The following is a 24000-nucleotide window of genomic DNA, read 5'->3' as shown; positions in this document are numbered from 1 at the left end:
TCGGCCGGGTGCCGTCAGTGCGACGGGAACAGGTGGGTGTTGAAGGTCAGCTTCGGGGTCGCGTCGTCCGCCAGGGAGCGGGCCTGCGCGGGCCACCAGCCGCCCGCGACCGGGTCGACCGAGCCGTACTCGGGGTCGGCCGGGCCGGCCGTGCCGCGGGTGCAGCTGCCGTCGGACTCGCCGGGGACCTTGACCCAGAGGAAGGCGTCCAGCAGGGCCCGGCCGGTGTCGGCGGTGGGGCGGGTGCCCAGGCCGCGGCCGGGCGGGTTGCACCAGGTCTGCGGGTCGCCGGTGTACTTGCCGGGCTCCGGCGTCCACGGGCCCCGGCCGTTGCGGCTGCTGTCGATCACGAAGTGGGTCAGCTCGGCCGTGGCGGGGACGTGCTCGGCGTACCAGGCGTCGGCGTCGGCGTTCGGCCAGTACTGGTTGGCGCAGGAGTCGGCGGTGGCGCCCGGGGTGTTGCGCAGGTACCAGACGCACTGCGAGACCTGGGTGCCGTAGCGGATCAGCGAGGCGTCGGTCTGGTAGTTCGACACGTTCAGGAAGAAGCCCTGCGCGCGCGCCACGCCGCCGTCGATCAGCAGCTGCGCCTGGGTGCCGACGTTCTGCCAGGTGCTGTGTCCGGCGTCCAGGTAGACGATCGCGCCGCGCTGGCGCTCCAGCCGGTCCACGGCGCCGGAGATCTCGGCGAGGCGGTCCTGCTGCTGGGCGGCGGTGCCGCCGCAGAACGCGGGCGACAGGGCGAGGCCGTCCGGCTCCAGGATGACCACCGTCCTACGGTCGCCGATGCCGCGGGCCAGGGCGTCGATCCAGGCCGCGTACTCGGTGCTGTTGGACGCGCCGCCCGCCGAGTACTGCGAGCAGTCCCGGCCCGGCACGTTGTACGCCACGGTGACCGGCACCTGCCGGGCCAGGGCGGCCTTCGCCTGGAGCGCGGCCATCGCGTCGGTGGTCTCCCGCGGGGTCGCCGTGCCGTTGAACCACTGCGCGATCGGCCAGGACGCCAGCTGCGCCATCGCGGCGGCCCCCGCCAGGTCGTGCGCCTTGAGGTCGGTCAGCGCCTGCTGCGCGGCCTTGCCCGCCGGGTCGACGTAGAACCGGGTGTCCGGCGCGAGGGTCCGCGCCCCGGGCGCGGCGGGCGCGGCGGGCGTGGCGGCTTGGGCGGGCGCGGTGGCGAGTCCGAGGCCGGACGCGAGCAGCACGGCCAGCGAGAGCGCGGCTCGGAGGGGGTGGGTCGGGCGCATGGCAGGTCTCCCCGGCAGGGATCGGTGTGGTGGCGGAGCGGCCCATGCAGCCACCCCGCCACCGCCCCGTCAAGACCGCCCCGGCCCCGGCCCCCGAACCCGCAGCGGAACCCCCGCCGACGGGCCTTCCGCGCTGAAACTTTCACCCGCCCGTGCCGCCCGTGCCGCTCGCCCCGCGGTCACCGGCGCCGCCCCGCGAAGCGGCCCGGGGTGGTGCCGACGATGCGGCGGAAGTGGCGGGCGAGGTGGGACTGGTCGTGGAAGCCGAGGGCGGTGGCGACGGCGGCCGGGGGGTGGCCGTCCAGCAGGAGGCGGCGGGCGCGGTCGATCCGGCGGGTGGTGAGGTACTGGTGCGGGGGGAGGCCGAACGCGGCGGTGAAGGTGCGGACCAGGTGGGCGGGGTGGGCGTGCAGCCGGTCGGCGGCGTCGGCGAGGGTGGTGCGTTCGGTGAGGCGGGCGTCGAGCAGGTCGCGCAGGCCGTGGGCGAGCCCGGGGGCGGGGGCCGTCGCGGCGGCGGTGGCGCGCGGGCGCAGGTGGTGGCGGAGCCGTTCGCCGATCAGGGCCAGTCGGCTCTCGGCCTCCAGCTCTTCGCCGGGCCGGCCGAGCAGGGTGTGCAGCTGTCCGACCCGGCGGCGCAGCAGCGGGTCGGCGAGGTCCGGCCCGTCGACCGCCGGGCCGATCAACTCCCGCCCCAGTTGGCCTGGTTCGAGGTAGAGCACGCGTTTGCGGAAGCCGTCCTCGGTGGCCGGTGAGCCGTTGTGCGGGACGTCCGGGGGCAGCAGGCTGACGGTGTCGTGCGGGGTGCCCCGGCGGTGGCGGTCGAGGTCGTAGCGGACGGCGCCGTCGTCGACGATCAGCAGCGTCCAGGAGTCGTGGACGTGCATGGGGTAGCGGTGCGCGGTGAAGTGCGCGTGGAACACCTCGACCACGCCGGGGACGGACGGGCGCCAGGCGGCGGTCTCCTCCGGCGGCGCTGCGGGCATGCGAAGAACGTACAAGACCGGACGGCGCGGCGGGCGGCACGCTCACTCCATGGACAACACCCTGACCTCCCCCGCCCCCGGCACCGACCTCTCCCCCTCCCCCGCGCCCGTCCGCTTCGACAGCAAGATCGCCGTGCTGCTCCGCGCGGACCTCGCGCCGTGGCAGCGGCTGAACGTGACGGCCTTCCTGGTGAGCGGGCTGGGCACCGCCGTCCCGGAGCTGATCGGCGAGCCGTACCTGGACGCGGACGGCGCGGGCTACCTGCCGATGTTCCGCCAGCCGGTGCTGGTCCTGGAGGGCGGGTCCGAGCTGCTGGCCGCCGCGCACGGGCGGGCGCTGTCCCGCGGGCTGCCGACGGCGGTGTTCACCGCGGAACTGTTCGCCACCGGCAACGACCGCGACAACCGGGCGGCGGTCCGGGCCGTGCCGACCACGGCGCTGGACCTGGTCGGCCTGGCCCTGCACGGCCCGCGCAACGCGGTGGACAAGGTGCTCAAGGGAGCCCGGATGCACCCCTGACGACCCTGCCCCGCCTCCGGCCCGGCCCGGGCGTCCCGGGCCGCCCGGCCCCGGGCGTCAGGCGTGCAGCGAGGCGAGGGTGACGACCGTGATGTCGGAGGGCGCGCCGACCCGGACCGGTGGGCCCCAGGCACCCGCGCCGCGGGTGACGTAGAGCTGGGTGTCGCCGTAGCGCTCCAGGCCCGCGACGGTGGGGTTGGCCAGTTCGGCCAGGTAGTTGCCGGGCCAGAGCTGACCGCCGTGGGTGTGGCCGGAGAGCTGGAGGTCGACGCCGTGGCGCACGCTGTCGCGGATGGTGACCGGCTGGTGCGCCATCAGGACGGCGGCGCGGGTGCGGTCGCGGTCGCCGAGCGCCCGGTCGTAGTCGGGGCCCTGGCCGTGCGCGGTGCCGGCGAGGTCGTTGACGCCCGCCAGGTCGAACCGGGGCAGCTCGACCCGGTCGTTCTCCAGCGGGTGCACGCCCAGCTCGCGGACGAACTCCACCCAGGGCGCGGCGCCGGAGAAGTACTCGTGGTTGCCGGTGACGAAGTACGCCCCGTCCCTGGCCCGCAGGTCGGCCAGCGGGCGGGCGGCCGGGCCGAGTTCGGGGACGGTGCCGTCGACCAGGTCGCCGACCACGGTGATCAGGTCGGGCTGGACGGCGTTGATGGTGTCGACGATCCGCCGGGTGTGCGCCCGGCCGAGGATCGGCCCGAGGTGGATGTCGCTGACCACCGCGATCCGGTAGCCGTGCGCCGCGCGCGGGAGCTTCGCCAGCGGCACCGTGACCTGCTTGATCCGCGGCCCGCGCAGCACCCCGTACGTGCCGGCGCCGACCACCCCGACGGCCACCGCCGCAGCGCCGCCGGCCACCACCCGGGAGACGAACAGCCGCCGTGAGGCGACGCTCTCGACCGCGCTCTCCGCAGTGCTCTCGGCAGTGCTCTGCACGACCGGCTCGGCGGGCGCGGCGGACTCCGGTTCGGCGGACTCCGGTTCGGCAGGCTCCGGACGGACGGTCTCCGGCCGGGCGGCGGCAGCGCGCGGACGGGGGCGGCGGAGGCGGAGCAGCAGCGGGCGCAGTGCCTCGCCGGCCAGCAGGGCGAGCAGCAGGTAGAGGCCGAGGGCCGTCCAGAGGTAGCCGGGCCAGGCGAACCAGCGTTCCACCGCGAGCGGGAAGGCCCGGCCGCCGATCAGCGCGAGCAGCATCAGCGCGGGGAGCAGGAGGGCCAGCGCGGTGCCGGTGCGCCGGTAGGGGCCGCCGGGGCGGGAGACGTCCCGGACCAGGCGTCGCCACAGGTACCAGTGCATCAGCCCGAGCAGCCCGAGGGCCGCCACCGCCACGACCGCGATCATCATCGGGCCAGTATCGGCGGTGGGCCCGGCGCGGTGGACGGCGGGTGGTGGTCCGGGTGCGCTGCGTGCCGGTCCGGGTCCGGTTCCCGGTCACCCCCTGTGAGCCCGCGCACATCGGGGCGGCGGTCGACGATCCCGGATAGTTGGTGTGCGGCGGATCGCGGGCGCGGACCCTCGGGGCGGTCCGCGGACGGGCGACCGGGCGGTGAACTGGCAGGTCGGGGGTGGTCTTCGGGGGCACCGGAGGCGGCGGCCACCACCGGCCGCGCGAGGCGGCCGGGCCCGGGCGGTGCCGCTCGGGGTGTCGGGTCCGCTACTACGGGGCGTAGTTTCGAGGGCCGTTGTTCGGCTGTTCGGCATCTGTCAAGAATGTCCCGTCCCCAGGCAGTCCGGCCGGTTCGGCCGCCGGACTCCTGCCACCGCGTGCACCGGGTGCGCCCCGGCCGGTCCTCCGGCCGCCGGGCCCGTGGCGCGCTCCGCGTCCCGGTCGGCGGCCAGCGTGTCCGTCCCGGCCGTCCGGCCCCGTGCGAGGAGAGGTCGCCATGCGCCACCGCAGGACCCTGACCCTTTCGGAGAAGCTCCACCGCCACCGGCACAGCCTGGTGACCGGCATCGCCACGCTCGCGGTCGCGGGCACCGCCACCCTGGCGCTCGCGCTGCCGCAGAACGGCGGCGCGGCCGACGCCACCGCCGACCCGGTGCTGGCCGGCAGCCCGCACCTGTCCGCGGACGCCTTCGGATCGCCGTCCCCCGCTCCGGCCTCCGCGTCCGCCGCCGCCTCCACCGAGGCTCAGACCCAGGCGCAGGCCCAGGCCCAGGCGGAGGCCCAGGCCCAGGCGGAGGCCCAGACCCAGGCGGAGGCCCAGGCGTCCGCATCGGCCTCCGCGTCCGCCGCGGCGGAGGCTTCCGCGTCGGCGTCCGCCCAGGCGGAGGCCGACGCCAGTGCCAGTGCCAGTGCCAGCGCGAGCGCGGAGGCGTCCGCCTCGGCCGAGAGCGCCGCGAAGGCGGAGGCCGCTGCGAAGGCGAAGGCCGCCGCGGAGGCGAAGGCCCGGGCGTCCGCCTCGGCCTCGGCGGCCGCCCGCGCGCAGCAGCGCCCGTCGCTGTCCGCCACCGCCTCGCCGTCGGCCCGGGCCGGGTCCCCGTCCTCGTCGCCGCCCTCGGCCTCCCCGTACAGCGGGACGCCGCAGCAGATCGCGGCGCAGATCGTCCCGGCGGGCCAGTTGCAGTGCTTCTCGAACATCGTGGAGCGCGAGAGCAGTTGGGACGTGCACGCGACCAACGCGTCCTCGGGCGCGTACGGGCTGATGCAGGCGCTGCCGGGTTCGAAGATGGCGTCGGCGGGCGCCGACTGGCGGGACAACCCGGCCACCCAGATCACCTGGGGGCTGGCGTACATGAACGAGACGTACGGGAGCCCGTGCGCGGCGTGGTCGTTCTGGCAGGCGCACAACTGGTACTGATCGGGCGGCTCCGGGGGCGTGCTCGCACGGCGTCTCCGCAGCTCGGCCACCGCGCGTACACCTGACGATACGTCAGCAAGTCACGGCGTTCCGTCCTCTATCCGGACATTTCATCGCACAGTCATGTTCGTTCGGTGAAGATTCCGCGAACTTCCCGTGGTCCGTGTCCGGTATCGCCGCTTTGGTGCGGCTTCCGACCTTTGCCTGAGGCTGTCCCCGCCCCTAGCCTCCCGGCCATGGCCCCACCACTGATCACCGTCGTGCTGCCCGCTTACGACGAGCAAGGACAACTGAAGGAATGCCTCGACTCCCTGCTCGGGCAGTCCTTCCGCGAATTCGAGATCATCGTGGTGCAGACCCCGTCCGAGCACTGTCCCGAGCGGCTGGTCGAGGCGTACGAACTGCGTGACGCCCGGGTGCGGGTACTGCGGCTGGACGCCGAGACCGGCATCGGACGGGCCCGGATGGCCGGGGCCGCGCACGCCCGCGGGCAGTACCTGCTGTTCCTGGACGCCGACCACCTGCTGCCCGAGGACGCGTTCGAGGCGATGGACGCGCGGCTCACCGAGACCGGCGAGGTCGACGTGCTGCTGTTCGGCCACAACCGGGAGTACCGGGGCAAGGTCTGGCCGGGCAACGCGGCCGAACTGCTGGCCGCCGCCGGGCCCGCGGTGTTCTCCCCCGCCGAGCGCCCGGAGCTGTTCGGCGCCCCGCCGCTCGTCTGGGACCGGCTGATGCGCAGCGGGACCATCCCGGCCTTCCCGGACGGCTTCTACGAGGAGATCTCGGCGGTGCACCGCTCGTTGCTGGCCGCCACCCGGGTCGCGGTGCTGGACCGCGAGTGCGTCACCATCCGCCGCCGGCACACCCTGCACCCGGCGGGCAGCGAGGGCGCCAGCCACTTCGACGTGTTCGACCGCTACGAGAGCACCTTCGAGCTGTTGGACGCCCAGCCCGCCGAGACCGGGCCGGTCGCCGCCGCGGTGCGCCCGCACCTGTTCACCAGGATGGTCCGGCACTACCTGTTCGTCTTCGACCTGCCCGGGTGCCTGACCCGCGCCGAGCGCCCGCAGTTCTTCCAGCGCGCCGCCGAGCACTACAAGCGCTTCCTGCCGACCGGGTACCGGCGCCCCGAAGGCCGCGAGGGCATCAAGTTCTCGCTGCTGGCCTCGAATTCGTACGCCACCTTCGAGGTCGCCAAGTTCTCCCGACTCGCGGGCGGGCGGCGCTGAACCGCCGCGCGGCGGAGCGGGACGGGACCGGATCGGGGCGCACGGGGGCGCGGAGACCCGACGCCCTGACGCTCCGTCCGCTCCACCGCGCACCCCGTCGCGCCCCGTCGCCCGCCGTTTCCCGACGGGGCCCGGCACGTCCCGGCGCGTCCCACGCCGCGTCCTGACGCACCGTCGGACGGGTGCGGAGGGTAGAGTCCGTCCCCGCGGACAGTTGGCGTCCGCCCCTGCGCCCAGCTCACCGCGCCCAGTTCCGTGCAGGCACCACCGGACCGGAAGGCGAACTCCCCGATGTCCTCCTCCGCTTCCCCGTCAGCGGCTCCGATGCCGGACCCGGCCGCGGACCCGTCGGCCGCCGACGCGTCCAAGACCGCCGGCGGGCCGACCCCGGAACCGTCCGGCCAACTGCCGCCCCAGCGGCAGCTGTCCGGCTGGACGCTCCTGCCGCTGGGAGCGCTGCTGCTGGTCGAGGCGTTCGCCTGCATGGCGGTGCTGGTCAGCGTCTGGACGCCGCTCACCACGCTGACCGCCGAACACGCCCCGACCGGCGACCCGATGCCGTGGACGGTGCTCGGCCTCGGCCCCTGGCACCTGACCTCCAACACCGCGATGCTGCTGGCCGTGCTCGCCGCCAGCGGCCTGGGCAGCTTCGTGCACGCCGCCACCTCCTTCGCCACCTACGCCGGCAACCGGCAGCTGCTGCCCAGTTGGCTGCCCTGGTACCTGCTGCGCACCGCGATCGGCGGCGCGCTCGCCCTGCTGGTGTACTTCCTGCTGCGCGGCGGCCTGTTCGCCAACGGCACCGACGGCACCGCCACCAACCCCTACGGCTTCGCCGGGATCGCCGGGCTGTGCGGGTTGTTCTCCAAGCAGGCCACCGACAAGCTCCGCGAGGTGTTCGACACCGTCCTGACCACCAAGGACGGCGCGGGCGACGACGAGCGCGACGACAAGATCCAGCCGGTGCCCCCGGCCGCCCCCGCCCCCGTTCCCGTCACCGCTCCCGCCGCCACCGCCGCCGCGCCGGTGGCGGCCCCGCTCCCCCAACTGGCCGACCCGGCGCTGCCGGTGATCCCGCAGCAGCACACCACCTCGCCGGAAAGCTCCTGACGGCGAGTCGGGTCGGTGGTCCGTCAGGGAGCGGTGACCGCCCGTCAATCCCGTTCCGCCGTCCGGGGCTTCGGGGCCGCCGGGGCCTTCGGGGCCGCCGGGATCAGACGAAGGCGCCGATGCCGGTGGCGGCCCGGCCGACGATCAGGGTGTTGATCTCCCGGGTGCCCTCGTAGGAGTAGAGCGCCTCGGCGTCGGCGACGAAGCGGGCGATGCTGTAGTCCAGCACGATGCCGTTGCCCGCCAGGAGTTCGCGGCCCCAGCCGACGGTCTCCCGCATCCGGGTGGTGCAGTACGCCTTGGCCAGGGCGGAGTGCTCGTCCCGGAAGGTGCCGGCGTCCTCCAGCTGGGCCAGCCGCACCACCATCCCCAGGCAGGAGGTGGCGTTGCCGAGCATCCGCACCAGCAGGTCCTGGACCAGCTGGAAGCGGGCGATCGGGCCGCCGAACTGCTCGCGCCGACGGGTGTAGTCCAGCGCGATCCGGTAGGCGCCGAGCATCACCCCGACCGCCTCCCAGGCCACCCCGCTCCGGGTGCGCCGCAGCACGTCGGCGGTGTCGCGGAAGCCCTCCGCCCGCTGTAGGCGGTCGGCCTCGGGGACCCGGCAGTCGGTGAGCACCACGTCGGCGTTCTCCACGGTGCGCAGCGCCATCTTGTTCTCGATCCGGGTGGCGCTGAACCCCGGGTTGTCGCCCTGCACCACGAAGCCCAGGACGTGGTCGGTCTCCTCGTCCCTGGCCCAGACCACCACCAGGTCGGCGAAGGTGGCGTTGCCGATCCAGCGCTTGGCCCCGTTCAGCACCCAGGTGTCGCCCTCGCGCCGGGCGGTGGTGCGGAGCCCGGCGGCGACGTCGGAGCCGCCCTGCGGCTCGGTCAGCGCGAAGGCGCCGATCTGCTCCATCCGGGCCATCGCCGGGAGCCAGCGCTCGCGCTGCTCCGGGGAGCCGCAGCGGGCGATGCTGCCCATGGCCAGTCCGGAGTGGACGCCGTAGAAGGTGGCCATCGAGGCGTCCACCCGGGCCATCTCCAGCGCGATGAAGCCGTTCAGCAGGCTGCTGGCGGGCTTCTCCCGGTACGCGAGGCCGCAGATGTCGAGTTCGGCGTAGCGGGGGATCAGCTGGTGCGGGAACTCGGCCCGGCCCCACCACTCGTCGGCGTGCGGGGCGACCTCCCGTTCCAGGAAGTCGCGGACCCGCCGCACCACCTCGGCCTCCTCGGGGGCCAGCAGGTCCTCGAACCGGTACAGGTCCTCCGCCAGTACGGTGTCGGTCATGGTGCGCTCCTCGGTTCGGCGACGGGGCGGCGACGGTGCCGCCCGGGGTGCGCCTACCCCTTGATCGCCCTTCGACGCCGCCCTTCGACGCCGCCCGTCCCCCCGGTGCCCGTCCGGTTCCGGCCGTCCGGGCCGGTGGCGGTCGGCGCGCCGGTCGGCGCACCGGTCGCCGTCCCGGCCGGTCAGCGGTGGTCGGTCAGCGGTGGTCGGTCAGCGGTGGTCGAGGTGCGGGAAGACGAACTCGTCCAGTATCAGGCCGAGGGCGACCGCGGCCGGGACGGCGACCAGCGCGCCGACGATGCCCAGCAGCGCGCCGCCGACCAGGACCGCCACGATGGTGACGAAGGGGTGGACGTCGACGGCGAACTTCATCGTCCGCGGCATGATCAGGTAGTCCTCCAGCAGCCGGAAGCCGATGTAGAAACCGGCCGTGGCGAGGGCGACCGGCCAGGAGACCGCGAGCGCGACCAGGCTGACGACGATGCCGCCGATGGTGGAGCCGACGATCGGCACCAGGTCCATCAGGGCCACGAACACGCCGAGGGCGGCGGCGTACGGCACGCCGACCGCGGCGCACCACACGGCGGTGGCGAGGCCCGCGATCACCGAGGTGACCAGGTTGCCGAGCATGTAGCGCCCGGTGCGGGTGAGGATCTCCTCGGTGAGTTCGCGGGCCCGGGCGCGGCGGCTGCCCTGCACGAAGCGGTAGCAGAACTCCTTGATGTCGGGCATGCCCGCCATCAGGTACAGGGTCACGGTGGCGACCACGGTCACCGAGGTGACGGTGTCGAGCAGCAGGCGCCCGGCGCCCAGGACGCCGCCCATCAGGCCGGGTCCGCCGCTGCCGCCGAGGGCGTTCTTGGCCTGCTCGGCGAGGTGGAAGCGGTCCTCGATCCGGCCGAGGACCGAGTGGTGGTCGTGCACCTGGTCCAGCCAGAGCGGGATGCGGCGGGCCAGCACGCCCGCCTCTTGGCCCACCGGGGGGACCACCAGCAGCAGGAAGCCCGTGGTCAGGAGCAGGAAGACACCGAGCACGGCGGCCACCGCCCAGCCGCGCCGCAGCCGGCGCCGGCACAGCGCGGCGACGATCGGCTCCAGGCTGACCGCGAGGAAGGCGGACAGCAGCAGCAGCGTCAGGAACTCTTCCAGGCGCAGCAGTTGGCGGAAGAGGAACCAGCCGGTCAGTGCGCCGAGCGCCAGGCGCAGTCCGGTGGAGAACCCGGGCAGGCGGGCGAGCGAGGAGCGTCGTGCGGGCGCCTCGGACGGCGGGGGGTCGGCCACGGGGGCGGCCGGGGCCGCGTCGGGGGGCACGAGCAGTCGGCGGCGGATTCCGTCCGCCGCGCCGGTGGTGACGACGCGCAGTCCCGGTGGCATCTTCATCGTCGTGGGTCCGTTCCGCTCGCGGGCCTGTGCTGTGGGCACCGTCCGGTTGCCCCGTCGCAGCGAGTCGAAGCCCCCCGGAGGCGGCCGGTGCGCGGGCGGGACCGGCCGGGGCGGTGCCGAGGATGGGGTGGGGTGGGGACGCGGCGCGGCCCCGGGCACGCACCGGTGAGGGTGCCCGGTGCCCGGGGCCGTTCGGCCGGGTCGTGCTTCACCGGCCGCACCGCCGCGGCGGAGATGTGGGATCACGCCGGGGCGGAGTCGGTGTCCGCTGCGCGTGCGGCGCAGCGGTGGCTGGTGGGTCGTGCCCAACTGGTGGGCCGCGCACGACCGGTGGGTCGTGCGGCGGGGTGGCCCGGGTCCGACCGTTTCGGGTCGGGCCCGGACCGGATCGCCGGGGGCCGCTCAGTCGCGGAAGGCGTCCTTGACGTTCTCCTTGGCCTGCTTGAGGTCGCCCTTGGCCTGGTCGGCCCGGCCCTCCGCCTCCAGGCGCTCGTTGCCGACGGCCTTGCCGACGTTCTTCTTGACGGCGCCCTTGAGCTTGTCGCCGGTGTTCTCGACCTTGTCACCCGTGCTCATGTCTGCCTCCTGGCTGCCGGTTTCACGCTGTCGAACAACCGGGTGCCCCGTGCCGACCGGAAGATTCCCACGAATATTCGCGGTGGCCGGGGGCAGCAGAGGCCGCGACATCGAGATCCTGGAGGCTGTCGTGGTTCCCCTTCTGTTGGTCCTGCTCCTCGCTCTGCTGCTGTTCGGCGCCGGTTTCGCAGTGAAGATCCTGTGGCTGGTGGCCGTGATCGTCCTGGTGGTCTGGCTGGTCGGTTTCGTGGCCCGCGGCGCCCACCCCTCCGGCGGTCGCCACCGCTGGTACCGCTGGTAGGACGCGCCCGTACCGCCCCGGCCGCTTGGGCCGCCCCGGACTTCCGGGGCGGCCCAAGCGGCCGGTTGGCGTGAACCGGCGCCGCCGGCTCGTCCTGCTGCCCCGTCCTGCTGTCCCGACCCATTCCCCCGGCCTACTCCCCCGGCTTACTCCTCCGGTTCCCAGGCCCGGAGCAGGTCGAGCAGCCCGGCGTCCCCGTCGACCCGCAGGGAACCGGCCGGGACGCGGTCGTACAGGTAGAGGACCAGCTCACCGGCCGTGCCGTGGACGGAGACGCCGGCCGGGTCCGAGCCCGCACCGTCCGCGGCAGCGGGCGCGGGGAGGCGGGCGGAGCGGGCGCCGTCGCCGTCGACCGTGAGGCGCCAGGAGCGGCCCTCGGTGGCGTGGAAGTCGAAGGTGGCGGGCTCGTGCGGCCAGGCGCTGGGCGACGCGACGCAGGTGAACAGGAACTCCTCGATGCCGTCGAGGGCGAGCTCGGCCGGCAGCGGCTGCGGGGCGCCCCCGGCGAGCTGGGCGTCGTAGGCGTGCACCGCGCTCTCCTGGACCCGGTGCCGGGCGACTCCGCCGGAGGTCCGCGGCGTCTGCAGCGCGCTCCACCACGCCCAGCAGCCCGCGTCCGGGCCCGCCTCGCGCAAGGCGCCCAGCAGGAGCTGCGTCGACGCGGCCAGCCAGGCCAGCAGTGCCTCGCGCTCCCGCGGCGCTTCCAGTGCGGCGCGCGCGGCGACGGCTTCGGCCGGGGGGCCGTCGGCGGGCCCTGCGCCGACGATGGCGGCCCAGAAGCGGTCTCCCCCGCCCAGGTGCTTCGCCAGGTCGAACAGCGTCCACTCCGGGCAGGTCGGCACCTGCGCGTCGAGGCTGGGCGCGGCGGCGACCGCGGCGCGGAAGGCGGTCGACCGTTCGTCGATCAGTCCCAGCAGGTCCGGGAATTCAAGATTCTTTTCCACGCCGGATGTCTACCACCGTGCTGCGCGGCCGGACAGCGATTTTCCCGCCCGCCGCCGGTGGGTGCTCCGGCCTGCCTCGCCGCGCGGCCGGGGCGCCGGGGTGGCCGGCTGGTCCCCCGGGGTATCGGGTCAGTCCGCCGGGGCGAACGCCGGACGCCGGGCGAGGGCGACCCGGACCAGGGCGATCAGGACCGGGACTTCGATCAGCGGGCCGACCACGCCGGCCAGGGCCTGGCCGGAGGTGACGCCGAAGGTGCCGATGGCGACGGCGATGGCGAGTTCGAAGTTGTTGCCGGCGGCGGTGAAAGCCAGGGTGGCGGTGCGGTCGTAGCCGAGGCCGAGGCCCTTGCCGAGGGCGAAGGCGCCGAACCACATGAGCGCGAAGTAGGCCAGCAGCGGCAGCGCGATCCGGGCGACGTCCAGCGGCTGCGAGGTGACGGCCCGCCCCTGGAGGGCGAACAGGACCACGATCGTGAACAGCAGGCCGTACAGGGCCCAGGGACCGGTCTTCGGGAGCAGGTCGCTCTCGTACCGCTCGCGGCCGAGCTTCTTCTCGCCCAGGCGCCGGGTGAGGAAGCCCGCGACCAGCGGGATGCCGAGGAAGACCACGACGTTGAGCGCGATCCTCCCCATCGAGACGTCGAGGCGCTCACCCTCGCCCAGGCCGAGCCAGCCGGGCAGCAGATCGAGGTAGAACCAGCCCAGCACGCCGAACATGACGACCTGGAAGACGCTGTTGAGCGCGACCAGGACGGCGGCGGCCTCGCGGTCGCCCCGGGCGAGGTCGTTCCAGATGATCACCATCGCGATGCAGCGGGCCAGCCCGACCACGATCAGCCCGGTGCGGTACTCGGGCAGGTCGGGCAGCAGGACCCAGGCGAGGGCGAACATCACGGCGGGCCCGACGACCCAGTTGACGACCAGCGAGGAGGCCATCAGGCGGCGGTCGCCGGTGACGGTGTCGAGCCGGTCGTAGCGGACCTTCGCCAGCACCGGGTACATCATCACCAGCAGCCCGAGCCCGATGGGCAGCGAGATCCCGCCGACCGCCACCTCCGCCAGGACGTCGTTCAGCCCGGGGACCAGCCGCCCCAGCCCGAGGCCGACGGCCATCGCGCCGAGGATCCACACCGCGAGCCAGCGGTCGACGAACGACAGCCTCCCGGCGACGGACGCCGCTTCGCCTCTGATGTCCGGGGCGGGCGCGGTGCGGGCCATCAGCAGGACCTCTTCACGTCGCCGTGGGCGCGCGCGGTGGCGGCCAGGTCGGCGAACCGCGCGGACAGCGACTCCAGCACCTCCGGCCGCAGCCGGTAGTACGTGAACCGCCCGCACGGCTCGGTGTCCACCACGCCCGCCTCCCGCAGCACCTTGAGGTGGTTGGAGAGGTTGGTCTGGCGGGCGCCGGTCTCCGCCACCAGGTGCGTGGTGCACAGGGTCTCGCGGGCCAGCAGGGTCACGATCTGCAGCCTGAGCGGGTCGGACAGCACCCGCAACAGGTCAGTGTCGACTGACATCACCATGCGCTGATACTTTCACATCAGCGGCTGCTGATGCGACCGCCCCGCCCCGCCCATGTCCATCCCTCTCCGCTGCGCCCTCCCCCGTCCGCGAAGGAACGCCCCCGATGTCCGAAGCCGCCGCCCGACCCGTCGCCGCCCCGCTCGCCTCCGTGCTGTTCGTCTGCGTCCACAACGCCGGACGCTCCCAGATGGCCGCCGGGTTCCTCACCCACCTCGCCGGGGACCGCGTCGAGGTCCGCTCCGCGGGCTCCGCCCCCGGCCACGAGGTCAACCCGGCCGCCGTCGCCGCGATGGCCGAGGTCGGCATCGACCTCTCCGACCGGCGGCCGAAGCTCCTCACCACCGTGGCCGTCCGGTCCTCCGACTACGTCATCACCATGGGCTGCGGCGACGCCTGCCCGTTCTTCCCCGGCAAGCACTACCGCGACTGGCCCCTCGCCGACCCGGCCGGCCAGGGCGTCGAGGCCGTCCGCCCGATCCGCGACGCGATCCGCGCCCGCGTCGAGGAGCTGGTCGCCGAGATCGACGCCCGCCCGGCCGGGAGCCCGCGCACCGAAACCCGCTGATCCCCCGTCAGTCCCGGTCCGCCGCCGCCGGGCCTGCCGCAGCCGCCCGGGCGCGGCCCCGCCTGGGATGATCGGGGGCATGGCTTCCGATCTCGCCCGCGCCCTCGCCGCCGCCGTCCGCGGCGAGGTCCGTTTCGACACCGCCGAGCGCGCCGTGTACGGGCAGGACGCGTCGAACTACCGGCAGGTGCCGCGCGGGGTGGTGAAGCCCGTCGACCGGGCGGACGTGCGGGCGGCGCTGCGGGTGTGCCGGGAGCACGGGGTGCCGGTGGTGGCGCGCGGGTCGGGGACGAGCATCGGCGGGCAGGCGATCGGGCCGGGCGCGGTGGTACTGGACTTCCGGCGGCACTTCGGGCGGGTGCTGGAGGTCGATCCGGAGCGGCGCACGGCCCGGGTCGAGCCGGGCACGGTGCTGGACGAACTCCAGCGCGCCGCCCGGCCGTTCGGGTTGCGCTTCGGGCCGGACCCGTCCACCCACAGCCGGTGCACGCTCGGCGGGATGATCGGCAACGACGCCTGCGGCTCGCACTCCCTCGCCTGGGGCCGCACCTCCGACAACCTGCACGGCCTGGACCTGCTGCTGGCCGACGGCACCGAGCTGTCCGTCACCGGCCCGCTGCCGCCGGCCGAGCGGGCCGCGCTCGCCGCCGTCCCGGGCCGGGTCGGCCGGCTGCACCGGGAGTTGCAGGCACTGGCGGCGGACAACCTGGGGCTGCTGCGCCGGGCGATGCCGGTGCTGCCGCGGCGCGGTTCGGGCTACCCGCTGGACGCGCTGCTGCCCGAGCGCGGCTACGACCTGGTCCGGGCGGTCACCGGCACCGAGGGAACGTGCGCGCTGCTGCTGGGCGCGACGGTGCGGCTGGTGCCCGAACCGGCCGCCCGGGCGCTGGTGGTGGCGGGCTACCCGGACGAGACGGCGGCGGCCGACGCGGTCCCCGGGCTGCTCCCGCTGGCACCGCTGACCTGCGAGGGGATGGCGGCCGACCTGGTGGCCGCGCTGCTGGCGTCCGGTCCGCGCCCGCCGGTGCTGGACCGGCTGCCGGACGGCGCGTGCTGGCTGTTCCTGGAGACCGGGGGCGCGACACCCGCCGAAGCCGCCGACCGGGCCCGGCAGTTGGCGGACGCGGTGCGGCGGGAGCGGTCCGCGACGGCCGTGCTGGTGACCGACCCGGGCGAGCAGCGGGCGCTGTGGGCGATCCGCGAGGCCGGGGCGGGCATCGTCACCCGGCTGCCGCCGGGGCCGGACGGGCGGCCGGGCGGCGCGGCCTGGCCGGGCTGGGAGGACTCCGCCGTCCCGGTCGAGCAACTGGGCTCGTACCTGCGGAAGTTGCGCACGTTGCTGAAGCGGCACGGGCTGCGCGGGGTGCCGTACGGGCACTTCGGCGAGGGCTGCGTGCACCTGCGGCTGGACTTCCCGCTGCGCGAACGGCCGCAGGAGTTCCGGGAGTTCATGGCGGAGGCGGCGGATCTGGTGGTGGCGCACGGCGGTTCGCTGTCGGGGGAGCACGGCGACGGGCAGGCCCGGGCCGAGCTGCTGCCGCGGATGTTCCCGCCGCAGGTGATCGAGCTGTTCGCCCGGTTCAAGCGGATCTGGGACCCGGAGGGCCTGCTGAACCCGGGGCTGCTGGTCGATCCGCGCCCGCTCGACGCCGATCTGCGCTTCCCCGGACGGGAGTTGCCGCTCACCCTGGCCTACCCGGAGGACGGCGGCAGCCTGCCGGCGGCGGTGCACCGCTGCGTGGGCGTCGGCAAGTGCGTGGACACCTCGTCCGGAGTGATGTGCCCGAGCTACATGGTGACCGGGGAGGAGCGGCACTCGACCCGGGGCCGGGCCCGGCTGCTCGGCGAGATGCTGCGCGGCGAGCTGGTCACCGACGGCTGGCGCTCGCCCGAGGTGCGCGAGGCGCTGGACCTGTGCCTGGGCTGCAAGGGCTGCGCGAGCGACTGCCCGGTGCACGTGGACATGGCCACCTACCGGTCCGAATTCCTGTACCACCACTACCGGTTCCGACCGCGTCCGGCCGCGCACCTGTCGTTCGGCTGGCTGCCGCTCTGGCTGCGGCTGGCCCACCTTGCGCCGCGCGCCGCCAACGCCGCGCTGCGCGGCCGGTTCGGCGCGCCGGTGCTCAAGCGGCTCGGCGGCGTCGATCCGCGCCGCGAGCTGCCCGCGCTGCCGGAGCGCCGGTTCAGCGCCTGGTTCCGCGCCCACCGGGCCGCGCACCCGGCGGCGGCGGACGCCCCGGCGGTGCTGCTGTGGCCCGACTCGATGTCCGAGCTGCTCGATCCGGCTCCGGCCCGGGCGGCCGTGCTGGTGCTGGAGCGGCTGGGCTTCCGGGTGGTGCTGCCGTCCGGGCCGGTGTGCTGCGGGCTGACGCTGGTCGCCAGCGGGCAACTCGTCCTGGCCCGGCGGGTGGTGGCCCGCTCGGTGCGCAATCTGGGCGAACTGCCGCCCGGGCTCCCGGTGGTGGGCCTGGAGCCGTCCTGCACGGCCACCGTGCGGGCGGACTGGGCGCGGCTGCTGCCCGGCCAGGCGTCCGAACTCCCGTCCCGGATCCGCACCCTGGCCGAGTTCCTGGACGAGCGGGCGGTGGAGCTGCCGAAGCTGTCCGGCGCGGCGATGACCCAGGTGCACTGCCACCAGCACGCCGTCCTCGGCACCGGCGCCGACCGGCGGATCACCGCCCGGCTGGGCCTGGACAACCGCGAACTCGACTCCGGTTGCTGCGGGTTGGCGGGCGCGTTCGGGTTCGAGCGGGGCCACTGGGAGGTGTCGGTGGCCGCCGCCGAACGGGCCCTGCTGCCCGCCGTCCGGGCCGCCGACCCGGGGACACTGCTGCTCGCCGACGGCCTGAGCTGCCGCACCCAGATCACCCAACTGGAGCCGGGCGCACGGCCGTTGCACCTGGCGGAGGTACTGCTGCGGGCCTTCGAGCAGGCCGACGGGAACGACGGGCGCTGAGGGCCCACCGGGCCCGGATCGGTGAGGCCGCAGCCCGCTCCGCCACCGCGTGGAGCGGGCCGCGGCCTCACCGGCGGCGCGCCGTCAGCAGTCGGGGATCACCGTGCCGTTGTTGTCCTTGGCCACGTCGTTGCCCCACCGCGACAGGTAGAACGCCGACACCCACTGACCACCCGGCCCCACGTCCGGGTCCGTCTTCAACCACCAGTGGTTGTACGACGACCCGCTCGCGATTTCGCGCCCCCACGCCTTGCAGAACACGTAGTTGGTGCCCTGGTACAGCGTGCCCGTCTGCGCCATGCCGGTGGGAGACGCGTACACCGCGGCGTTCGCGAAGGTGTCCACCCAGTACTTACCGGTGCTGGGCGGGGCGCCGCCGCCCGCGCAGTCGGGGATCACCGTGCCGTTGTTGTCCTTGGCCACGTCGTTGCCCCACCGCGACAGGTAGAACGCCGACACCCACTGACCACCCGGCCCCACGTCCGGGTCCGTCTTCAACCACCAGTGGTTGTACGACGACCCGCTCGCGATTTCGCGCCCCCACGCCTTGCAGAACACGTAGTTGGTGCCCTGGTACAGCGTGCCCGTCTGCGCCGTACCGGTGGGAGACGCGTACACCGCGGCGTTCGCGAAGGTGTCCACCCAGTACTGGCCGCCGTTCGACGGCGGCGGGGTCGGGCTGCCGCCGCCCGGGCCGTAGAGGCGGATCGCGCCGTAGTAGTCGCCGTGCGAGGACAGGGCGGCGACCCGGACGTAGCCGCCGGAGTACGGGGCCTCGACGATGTAGCCGTTGCCGAGGTACATGGCGACATGGTGGATGGTGGAGGCGGTGTCGCCGAAGAAGACCAGGTCGCCGGGGAGCAGCGGGGCCGTCCCGTCCGAGCGGTAGTAGCGGGCGACGGCGCGGGAGCTCGGCCACTGGGTGTACGTGGTGCCGTTGATCACGTCGGCGCCGACCGCGAGGTAGTAGGCGTAGCGGACCAGTCCGGAACAGTCGAGGCCGCGCACGTGGCAGTCGTTGGGGGCGCCGTTGGAGGCGTCGCAGCTGCCGTAGCTGGGGCCGGGCGCCGAACCGTGGCCGCCGCCCCAGGAGTAGGGGGTGCCGATCTGGTCGCAGGCCGCGCCGACCGCGGCGACGGCCTGCGGGGCGGCACCGGAGGAGAGGACCCCGCAGGCGGGGGCGGCTTGGGCGGGCCGGGCGGCGGCGCCGACGAAGAAGACCGCGAAGGAGGCCACCAGGGAGAGGAGCACCGCGCAGCGCAGTGGTACGGATGTCCACCGCGGCATGGGGTTGACGCGCGTAGTCACAGGGGTGTCCCGAACTGTCGTGGGGGCGTGGATTGTTGGCGGACATTCAAGCACCGCACCCCCGCCGCCCGGTAGACCCCGGACGCACTCCCCCGGACCCGCCGCGCGGCGTTCACCACCGCTTCGCCCCCGCGCGCCCGCGCGCCCCGCTCCCCTTCGCCCCCGCTTCCCTTCGCTCCCTCACCCCCGCGCCGGTGGCGGGTCACTCGCCGGGGTAGCGGACCCCGATCCGCTCCCGGACCGCGTCCAGGGTGCGCATCACGGACAGCGTGGAGTCCAGCGGCACCAGCGGCGACTCGGTCTCGCCGGCCCGCAGGCAGCGCATCACCTCGGCGGCCTCCAGCCCGTAGCCGTGCCCGGCCTTCGCCGGTCCGGTGAAGGTCTCGGGCTCGGCGCCGTCGCGGTACAGGGTGAACCCGGCCGGGTGGAAGAAGTCCCGCTCGATCTCGATCCGGCCCGCGCTGCCCTGCACGGCGGCCCGCTGGCCGCACTGCACGTCGAGCGAGCAGGACAGCAGGGCGGTCGCGCCGTTCGGGTGGCCGAGCAGGATGCCGGTGTTGGCGTCCACCCCGAGGTCGGTCAGCCGGGCCCACGCCTGCACCGACTCCGGTGCGCCGAGCAGCAGCTGGGCGAACGCGACGGGGTACACCCCGAGGTCGAGCAGGGCACCGCCGCCCGCCGCCGGGTCCCACAGCCGGTGCCCCGGGTCCTCCTGCACGGTGAACCCGAACTCGGCCTGTACGGAGCGCACTTCACCGATCGCACCGTCCGCGACCAGCTCGGTGATCCGCCGCACGGTCGGGTCGAGGTAGGTCCACATCGCCTCCATCAGGAAGACCTCGCGCTTGCGGGCCAGCGCGACCAGCTCGGCGGCCTGGGCCGAGTTGAGGGTGAACGGCTTCTCGCAGAGCACCGCCTTGCCCGCCTCCAGCAGCAGCGCGGTCGCGCCGTGGTGCGCGGAGTGCGGGGTGGCCACGTAGACCACGTCGACCTCGGGGTCGGCCGCCAGCTCCTGCCAACTGCCGTACGCGTGCGGGATGCCGTGCCGCCCGGCGAAGGCCCGGGCGGACTCCTCCCGCCGGGAGGCGACGGCGAACGCCTCCGCGCCGGGGACGGCGGCCAGGTCCTCGACGAAGGAGGTGGCGATGCCGCCGGTGGCGAGCACGCCCCAACGGATCGGTCGGTCGGCGATCGGTCGCACTGCACGCTCCTCGGGTCCGGCAACGCCACGGCCGCCCCAGCCTATCCACCGCCCCACCTGCGCCGACAGCCCCCTCCGGGCGGCGGGGCCCGGTGCCGGGAGGCGCGGAGGTCCGGTGCCGGAGGGCGCACGGGCCGGGAGGCGGGCGCGCGGAGGCCGGGCAGTGGGCGTGCGCGGGCCGCCGGTTTTCGTCCGCTCTTCGTCCGCGGTGGGTTCCGCCGCCCATTACCGGGCGGTAGCCTGCCGGTCCGGCGCGTGGCGCCGCACTCGTAGCCGTCTGGGGGCCGCCGCCATGACCGACCACCGCACCGATCCCGCCGCCGTCGCCCACCGGGCGACCCGGACCGCGCTCGCCGGGACGGTCGACCGCCTGTGCGTGCTGCTGGAGCGGACCCACGGGCTGCGGCACCGCTCGGCGCTGCCGCGGTGGTCGGCGGGGCAGGTCGGCGCGCACCTGGCGGCGGTGTTCTGGGCGTACTGCTCGGCGGTGTCGGACGAGGAGCCGGTCGACTGGGCGGAGGTGCTGCCGGGCGGGGAGCCGGCATTCGGGCCGCGGATGGCGGCGGTGAACGCCCGGGCCGTGGCGCTGGTGGGCGAGCGGACCGGCGAGCGGCGGGCGGGGTTCGTCGCGGAGCGGGCCGAGCTCTTCCTGCGCGCCACCGCGCCGCTCGCCCCGGAGACCCCGGTCGCCACCCCGTGGTACGGCCCGGAGCCGGCGCTCACGGTGGCCGCGTCGACCGGTCTGCTGCTCAGCGAGTGCCTGGTGCACGGGCTGGACATCGCCCGCGCCACCGGCCTGCCGTGGCGGATCGAGCCGGAGCACGCCCGGCTGGTGCTCGGCCAGGCGATGCCGGTGATGATGCCGCTGGCCCTGGACCGGGAGCGGGCGCGCGGCGTGGACGTGGTGTTCGACCTGGCGGTGCGGGGCGGCCCGCGGCTGTTCCTGGCGGTGCGGGACGGCGCGATGACGGTGACCACCGGCGCCGCGCCCCGCACGCCGGACTGCCGGATCTCCGCGGACCCGGTCGCCTTCCTGCTGGTGGCGTTCCGGCGCAGCCCGCAGTGGAAGGCGGTCGCGCGCGGTCTGCTGCGGGCGGGCGGCCGCAAGCCGTGGTTGGCGCCGCGCCTGACCTGGCTGGTGCCGTCCCCCTGAACCCGCCGGTGGGCCTTCCCGTGCGCCCGCTCCCGCCGTCGGGCCGTGCGCGGGCCGTGCGCGGGCCGTGCGCGGGCGGCGATCAGCGCGGCCGGGTGACGGCGATCAGTGCGGCGTCGTCCATCAGGCGTCCGCCGACGTGGTCGAGCAGGTCGCGGCGCAGCGCGTCGAGCAGGGCGCGGGGGGCACCGGCGGGCTGGAGCGGGCCGGTCCGGTCCGGGAGGGGGTAGAAGGCGCCGGCGGCGTCGCGGGCCTCGGTGACGCCGTCGGTGTAGAGCAGCAGGGTGCTGCCGGGCGGGAAGTCGAACTCCTCGGTGCGGCGCTCGACCGGGCCCAGGGCGCTCATGCCCAGCGGGGGCGCGGTGCGGCGCAGCGGCAGCGGGTGGGCGCCGCGGGGGGTGAGCAGCAGGGGCGGGGGGTGTCCGCAGTCGGCGATCCGGGCGGTGGGGCGGTCGTCGGGCAGGTCGAGGACGAGGGCGGTGGTGAAGTTCTCCTGCACGTCCTGGCCGCTGTCGGCGAGTTCGGCCAGGTGGCGGCGGTAGGAGGCTTCGAGGGCGTCGGCCAGCCGCGCGGGGTCCTCGTGGTGGTGGGCGAGTTCGCGGAACGCGCCGAGCAGGGCGGCGGCGTCGCCGACGGCGGCCAGGCCCTTGCCGCGGACGTCGCCGATCAGCAGCCGGGTGGCGTGCGGGGTGCGGACGGCGGCGTACAGGTCGCCGCCGACGTTGGCCTCGTCGTCGGCGGCGAGGTAGCGGGTGGCGATCAGCAGCGGGCCGGCGTGGTCGGGCAGCGGGCGCATCAGGACCCGCTGGACGGCGTCGGAGACGGTGCGGACCCGGTCGAGTTCGCGGCCGTGACGCTCGTGGATGCGGGTGTAGGCGACCACGACGCCGGTGACCGCGGCGAGCGCGACCAACTGGGCCTGGTGGTTGGGGGTGAACAGGCCGCCGTGCAGGACGGCGATGACGGCCTGCGCGACCAGGGCGAGCAGGCCGATCAGGACGGTCAGCCGGGTGCCCGCGAAGGACGGGGTGATGGCGGGGGCGACCACCAGCAGCGGGCCGAGGTGGATGTTCGGGGAGATCGAGATGTCGATGGCCGAGATCAGCACGATCAGGCCGATCGGCAGCAGCACCATCAGTCGTCCGGTGCGCCACTCGCTCAGCAGGCCGGCCAGTCTCCGCCGCACTCCCACCCCACCACCATGCACCGCGGACGCCGCCCCCACGACCCGGTGCACCGCGCGTGCCCGGGGTGCGGCGCTGCGTCACCGCCGGCCCCGGCCCGCGGCTCCACGGCCACCGCCCGTACGCCCGCGCCCGCGTTCGCGCCCGCGCCCGCCACAGCGGGCAGGGGCGGGGCGGGGTTCAGCGCGCGGTGATGGCGGTGACGAACTCGGCGAGGCGGTCCTGCGAGAGGTGCCGGGCGATGTCGGCCTCGGTGATCATGCCGACCAGCTGGTGGTCGGGGTGGTTGATCACCGGCAGGCGGCGCACCAGGTGCTCCTCCATGACCTCCAGGACGAGGTCCGCCTCCTCGTCCTCCTCGATCACCAGCGGCCGTCCGGCGGCGAGTTCGGCGCAGCGGACGGCGGCGGGGTCGCGGCCCTCGGCGACGCACTTGAGCACGATGTCGCGGTCGGTGAGGATGCCCAGCAGCTTCTGCTCCGCGCCGCAGATCGGCAGCGCGCCGACCCCGCGGTCGCGCATGATCCGGGCGGCTTCGGCGAGGGTCTGCTCGCCGGTGACGCACTCCGCGCCGGAGTGCATGATCTCTTTCGCGGTGGTCATGGCCGGACCTCCCGAGCTGGTTGGTGCGCGGCGTCCCCGCGCACGGTACGTCCGTCCCCCATGCTCGCCCCGGGCCGGGGCGGGCCGCCACCGCTGGCGGCGGCCGGTCAGGCCGCGTGCGGCGGCGCCACCCGCAACGGGCCGGAGCCGGCGGCGAGTTCGGCGGCGGTGGCGACCTGCGGGAGTTCCAGCTGCTCGACGCCCGGGTCCGGCGCCCCGACCTCTCCCGCCGGGGCGCCGGGCCCGGACGGCCCGTCGGCCTGCGCGGCCCGGACGGCCTGCGCGGTCTGTGCGGTGGCCCGGTCGGTGGAGCTCTCCAGGAAGCGCAGCAGCTCCACCGGGAAGGGCAGCACCAGGGTGGAGTTCTTCTCCGCGGCGACCTCCACCACCGTCTGCAGCAGCCGCAGTTGGAGCGCGGCGGGCGTCGCGGACATCACCTTCGCGGCCTCCGAGAGCCGTGCGGACGCCTGGAACTCGCCGTCGGCGGTGATGATCCGGGCCCGCCGCTCCCGGTCGGCCTCGGCCTGCCGGGCCATCGAGCGCTTCATCGACTCGGGCAGCGCCACGTCCTTGATCTCCACCCGGTCGATCTGGATGCCCCAGCCGAGCGCCGGGCTGTCCAGCATCAGTTCGAGCCCCTGGTTGATCGGCTCGCGGTTGGCCAGCAGCTCGTCCAGCTCGCTCTTGCCGATGATCGACCGGAGCGAGGTCTGCGCGACCTGCGACATCGCGAAGTTGTAGTCCTGGACGCTGACGAGCGCCTTCACCGGGTCGACCACCTTGAAGTACACCACCGCGTCGACCCGGACGGTCACGTTGTCGCGGGTGATGCCCTCCTGCGCGGGGACGGGCATGGTGATGATCTGCACGTTCACCCGCCGCATCCGGTCCGCCACCGGCATGATCCGGGCCAGCCCGGGCCCGCGCACCCCGTCCAGCACCCGGCCGAACCGGAACACCACCCCGAGCTGGGTCTGCTGCACCATCCGCACGCTCAGCCCGGCGTACAGGCCCAGCACCACCAGCAGCGCAATCACCGCGCCGACCACGATCATCGCCGTCACCTCGACCCGACGTTCCGGCCCGACCGGTGCCCGGACCCGTACCTCCACGCTACTCCGCGCCCTGCCGTCCCGGAGCGG

22 protein-coding genes are annotated in these 24000 nt (G+C 75.0%); 8 read left to right on the top strand and 14 right to left on the bottom strand.

Features of this window, described 5'->3' with window-relative positions:
- Positions 1-14: 14 nt before the first annotated feature.
- Together ACIP60_RS07335 and ACIP60_RS07330 are read right to left on the bottom strand one after the other, a co-directional pair.
- A complete protein-coding gene (locus ACIP60_RS07335) occupies positions 15-1244 on the bottom strand; it encodes a glycoside hydrolase family 6 protein (RefSeq protein ID WP_400681002.1) in 1230 nt (409 codons plus the stop codon).
- 179 nt (positions 1245-1423) lie between these two features.
- Positions 1424-2227, bottom strand: a complete 804-nt coding sequence (locus tag ACIP60_RS07330) for an AraC family transcriptional regulator (protein ID WP_400681000.1) — start codon at positions 2225-2227, stop codon at positions 1424-1426.
- A 49-nt stretch (positions 2228-2276) separates the two neighbouring features.
- Here ACIP60_RS07330 and ACIP60_RS07325 point away from each other — a divergent pair, with 49 nt between their 5' ends.
- Positions 2277-2747 (top strand): DUF2000 family protein, encoded by a 471-nt coding sequence (locus ACIP60_RS07325; protein WP_400680998.1) that lies wholly within the window; start codon positions 2277-2279, stop codon positions 2745-2747.
- A gap of 57 nt (positions 2748-2804) precedes the next feature.
- On the opposite strand, the gene ACIP60_RS07320 is transcribed toward ACIP60_RS07325, so the two are convergent.
- On the bottom strand, positions 2805-4085 hold the full coding sequence (locus ACIP60_RS07320) for a metallophosphoesterase (RefSeq protein WP_400680995.1): 1281 nt from the start codon (positions 4083-4085) through the stop codon (positions 2805-2807).
- 539 nt (positions 4086-4624) lie between these two features.
- On the opposite strand from ACIP60_RS07320, the gene ACIP60_RS07315 reads away from it, so the two are divergent.
- From ACIP60_RS07315 to ACIP60_RS07305, 3 genes are all read left to right on the top strand, one after another.
- On the top strand, positions 4625-5542 hold the full coding sequence (locus ACIP60_RS07315; protein WP_400680992.1) for a lytic transglycosylase domain-containing protein: 918 nt from the start codon (positions 4625-4627) through the stop codon (positions 5540-5542).
- A 236-nt stretch (positions 5543-5778) separates the two neighbouring features.
- A complete protein-coding gene (locus tag ACIP60_RS07310) occupies positions 5779-6774 on the top strand; it encodes a glycosyltransferase family 2 protein (RefSeq protein ID WP_400680990.1) in 996 nt (331 codons plus the stop codon).
- A gap of 291 nt (positions 6775-7065) precedes the next feature.
- Complete coding sequence (locus tag ACIP60_RS07305; RefSeq protein ID WP_400680988.1) at positions 7066-7884, top strand: hypothetical protein; 819 nt, start codon at positions 7066-7068, stop codon at positions 7882-7884.
- Positions 7885-7987: 103 nt separating this feature from the next.
- Here ACIP60_RS07305 and ACIP60_RS07300 read toward each other — a convergent pair whose 3' ends face one another.
- The 3 genes from ACIP60_RS07300 to ACIP60_RS07290 all read right to left on the bottom strand — a co-directional run bounded on the left by ACIP60_RS07300 (position 7988) and on the right by ACIP60_RS07290 (position 11116).
- Positions 7988-9157 carry an acyl-CoA dehydrogenase family protein gene (locus ACIP60_RS07300; protein WP_100834550.1) on the bottom strand — a complete coding sequence of 390 codons (1170 nt, stop codon included), beginning with the start codon at positions 9155-9157 and terminating at the stop codon, positions 7988-7990.
- Positions 9158-9367: 210 nt separating this feature from the next.
- Entirely contained in the window at positions 9368-10537 is a 1170-nt protein-coding gene (locus ACIP60_RS07295; RefSeq protein ID WP_400680986.1) for an AI-2E family transporter, read from the bottom strand.
- Positions 10538-10942: 405 nt separating this feature from the next.
- Entirely contained in the window at positions 10943-11116 is a 174-nt protein-coding gene (locus ACIP60_RS07290; protein ID WP_100834551.1) for a CsbD family protein, read from the bottom strand.
- Positions 11117-11246: 130 nt separating this feature from the next.
- Here ACIP60_RS07290 and ACIP60_RS07285 point away from each other — a divergent pair, with 130 nt between their 5' ends.
- Entirely contained in the window at positions 11247-11417 is a 171-nt protein-coding gene (locus tag ACIP60_RS07285) for a hydrophobic protein (protein ID WP_100838233.1), read from the top strand.
- Positions 11418-11563: 146 nt separating this feature from the next.
- On the opposite strand, the gene ACIP60_RS07280 is transcribed toward ACIP60_RS07285, so the two are convergent.
- From ACIP60_RS07280 to ACIP60_RS07270, 3 genes are all read right to left on the bottom strand, one after another.
- Positions 11564-12361, bottom strand: coding sequence for a maleylpyruvate isomerase family mycothiol-dependent enzyme (locus ACIP60_RS07280; RefSeq protein WP_400680984.1), 798 nt, complete (start codon positions 12359-12361; stop codon positions 11564-11566).
- A 129-nt stretch (positions 12362-12490) separates the two neighbouring features.
- Positions 12491-13579 carry an ACR3 family arsenite efflux transporter gene (gene arsB / locus ACIP60_RS07275; RefSeq protein ID WP_400680982.1) on the bottom strand — a complete coding sequence of 363 codons (1089 nt, stop codon included), beginning with the start codon at positions 13577-13579 and terminating at the stop codon, positions 12491-12493.
- Entirely contained in the window at positions 13579-13884 is a 306-nt protein-coding gene (locus ACIP60_RS07270; protein ID WP_400680980.1) for an ArsR/SmtB family transcription factor, read from the bottom strand. The genes arsB and ACIP60_RS07270 overlap by 1 nt, the downstream gene beginning before the upstream one ends.
- Before the next feature lie 104 nt (positions 13885-13988).
- On the opposite strand from ACIP60_RS07270, the gene ACIP60_RS07265 reads away from it, so the two are divergent.
- A complete protein-coding gene (locus ACIP60_RS07265; RefSeq protein ID WP_400680978.1) occupies positions 13989-14450 on the top strand; it encodes an arsenate reductase ArsC in 462 nt (153 codons plus the stop codon).
- A 79-nt stretch (positions 14451-14529) separates the two neighbouring features.
- Entirely contained in the window at positions 14530-17409 is a 2880-nt protein-coding gene (locus tag ACIP60_RS07260) for an FAD-binding and (Fe-S)-binding domain-containing protein (protein WP_400680975.1), read from the top strand.
- Positions 17410-17493: 84 nt separating this feature from the next.
- Here the strand turns inward: ACIP60_RS07260 and ACIP60_RS07255 are convergent, their stop codons facing one another.
- Complete coding sequence (locus tag ACIP60_RS07255; RefSeq protein ID WP_400680973.1) at positions 17494-18696, bottom strand: C40 family peptidase; 1203 nt, start codon at positions 18694-18696, stop codon at positions 17494-17496.
- A gap of 223 nt (positions 18697-18919) precedes the next feature.
- Complete coding sequence (locus ACIP60_RS07250; protein ID WP_400680971.1) at positions 18920-19918, bottom strand: Gfo/Idh/MocA family protein; 999 nt, start codon at positions 19916-19918, stop codon at positions 18920-18922.
- Positions 19919-20210: 292 nt separating this feature from the next.
- Between ACIP60_RS07250 and ACIP60_RS07245 the strand changes: the two genes are divergently transcribed.
- A complete protein-coding gene (locus tag ACIP60_RS07245) occupies positions 20211-21071 on the top strand; it encodes a maleylpyruvate isomerase N-terminal domain-containing protein (protein WP_400680969.1) in 861 nt (286 codons plus the stop codon).
- A gap of 82 nt (positions 21072-21153) precedes the next feature.
- Here the strand turns inward: ACIP60_RS07245 and ACIP60_RS07240 are convergent, their stop codons facing one another.
- The 3 genes from ACIP60_RS07240 to ACIP60_RS07230 form a co-directional block, all read right to left on the bottom strand.
- Positions 21154-22263, bottom strand: coding sequence for a PP2C family protein-serine/threonine phosphatase (locus ACIP60_RS07240; protein ID WP_400680967.1), 1110 nt, complete (start codon positions 22261-22263; stop codon positions 21154-21156).
- A 172-nt stretch (positions 22264-22435) separates the two neighbouring features.
- Positions 22436-22858, bottom strand: a complete 423-nt coding sequence (locus ACIP60_RS07235) for a CBS domain-containing protein (RefSeq protein WP_400680964.1) — start codon at positions 22856-22858, stop codon at positions 22436-22438.
- 107 nt (positions 22859-22965) lie between these two features.
- Positions 22966-23913: an SPFH domain-containing protein gene (locus ACIP60_RS07230; protein WP_400680962.1), complete on the bottom strand. Its 948-nt coding sequence runs from the start codon at positions 23911-23913 to the stop codon at positions 22966-22968.
- Positions 23914-24000: the final 87 nt, after the last annotated feature.

Origin of the sequence: Kitasatospora sp. NPDC088783, assembly GCF_044750705.1 — a bacterium.
GTDB classification, from domain to species: Bacteria; Actinomycetota; Actinomycetes; order Streptomycetales; family Streptomycetaceae; genus Kitasatospora; species Kitasatospora fiedleri.
Note: the sequence above shows the minus strand (reverse complement) of the source record. Positions and strands in the feature narration are given on the sequence as shown.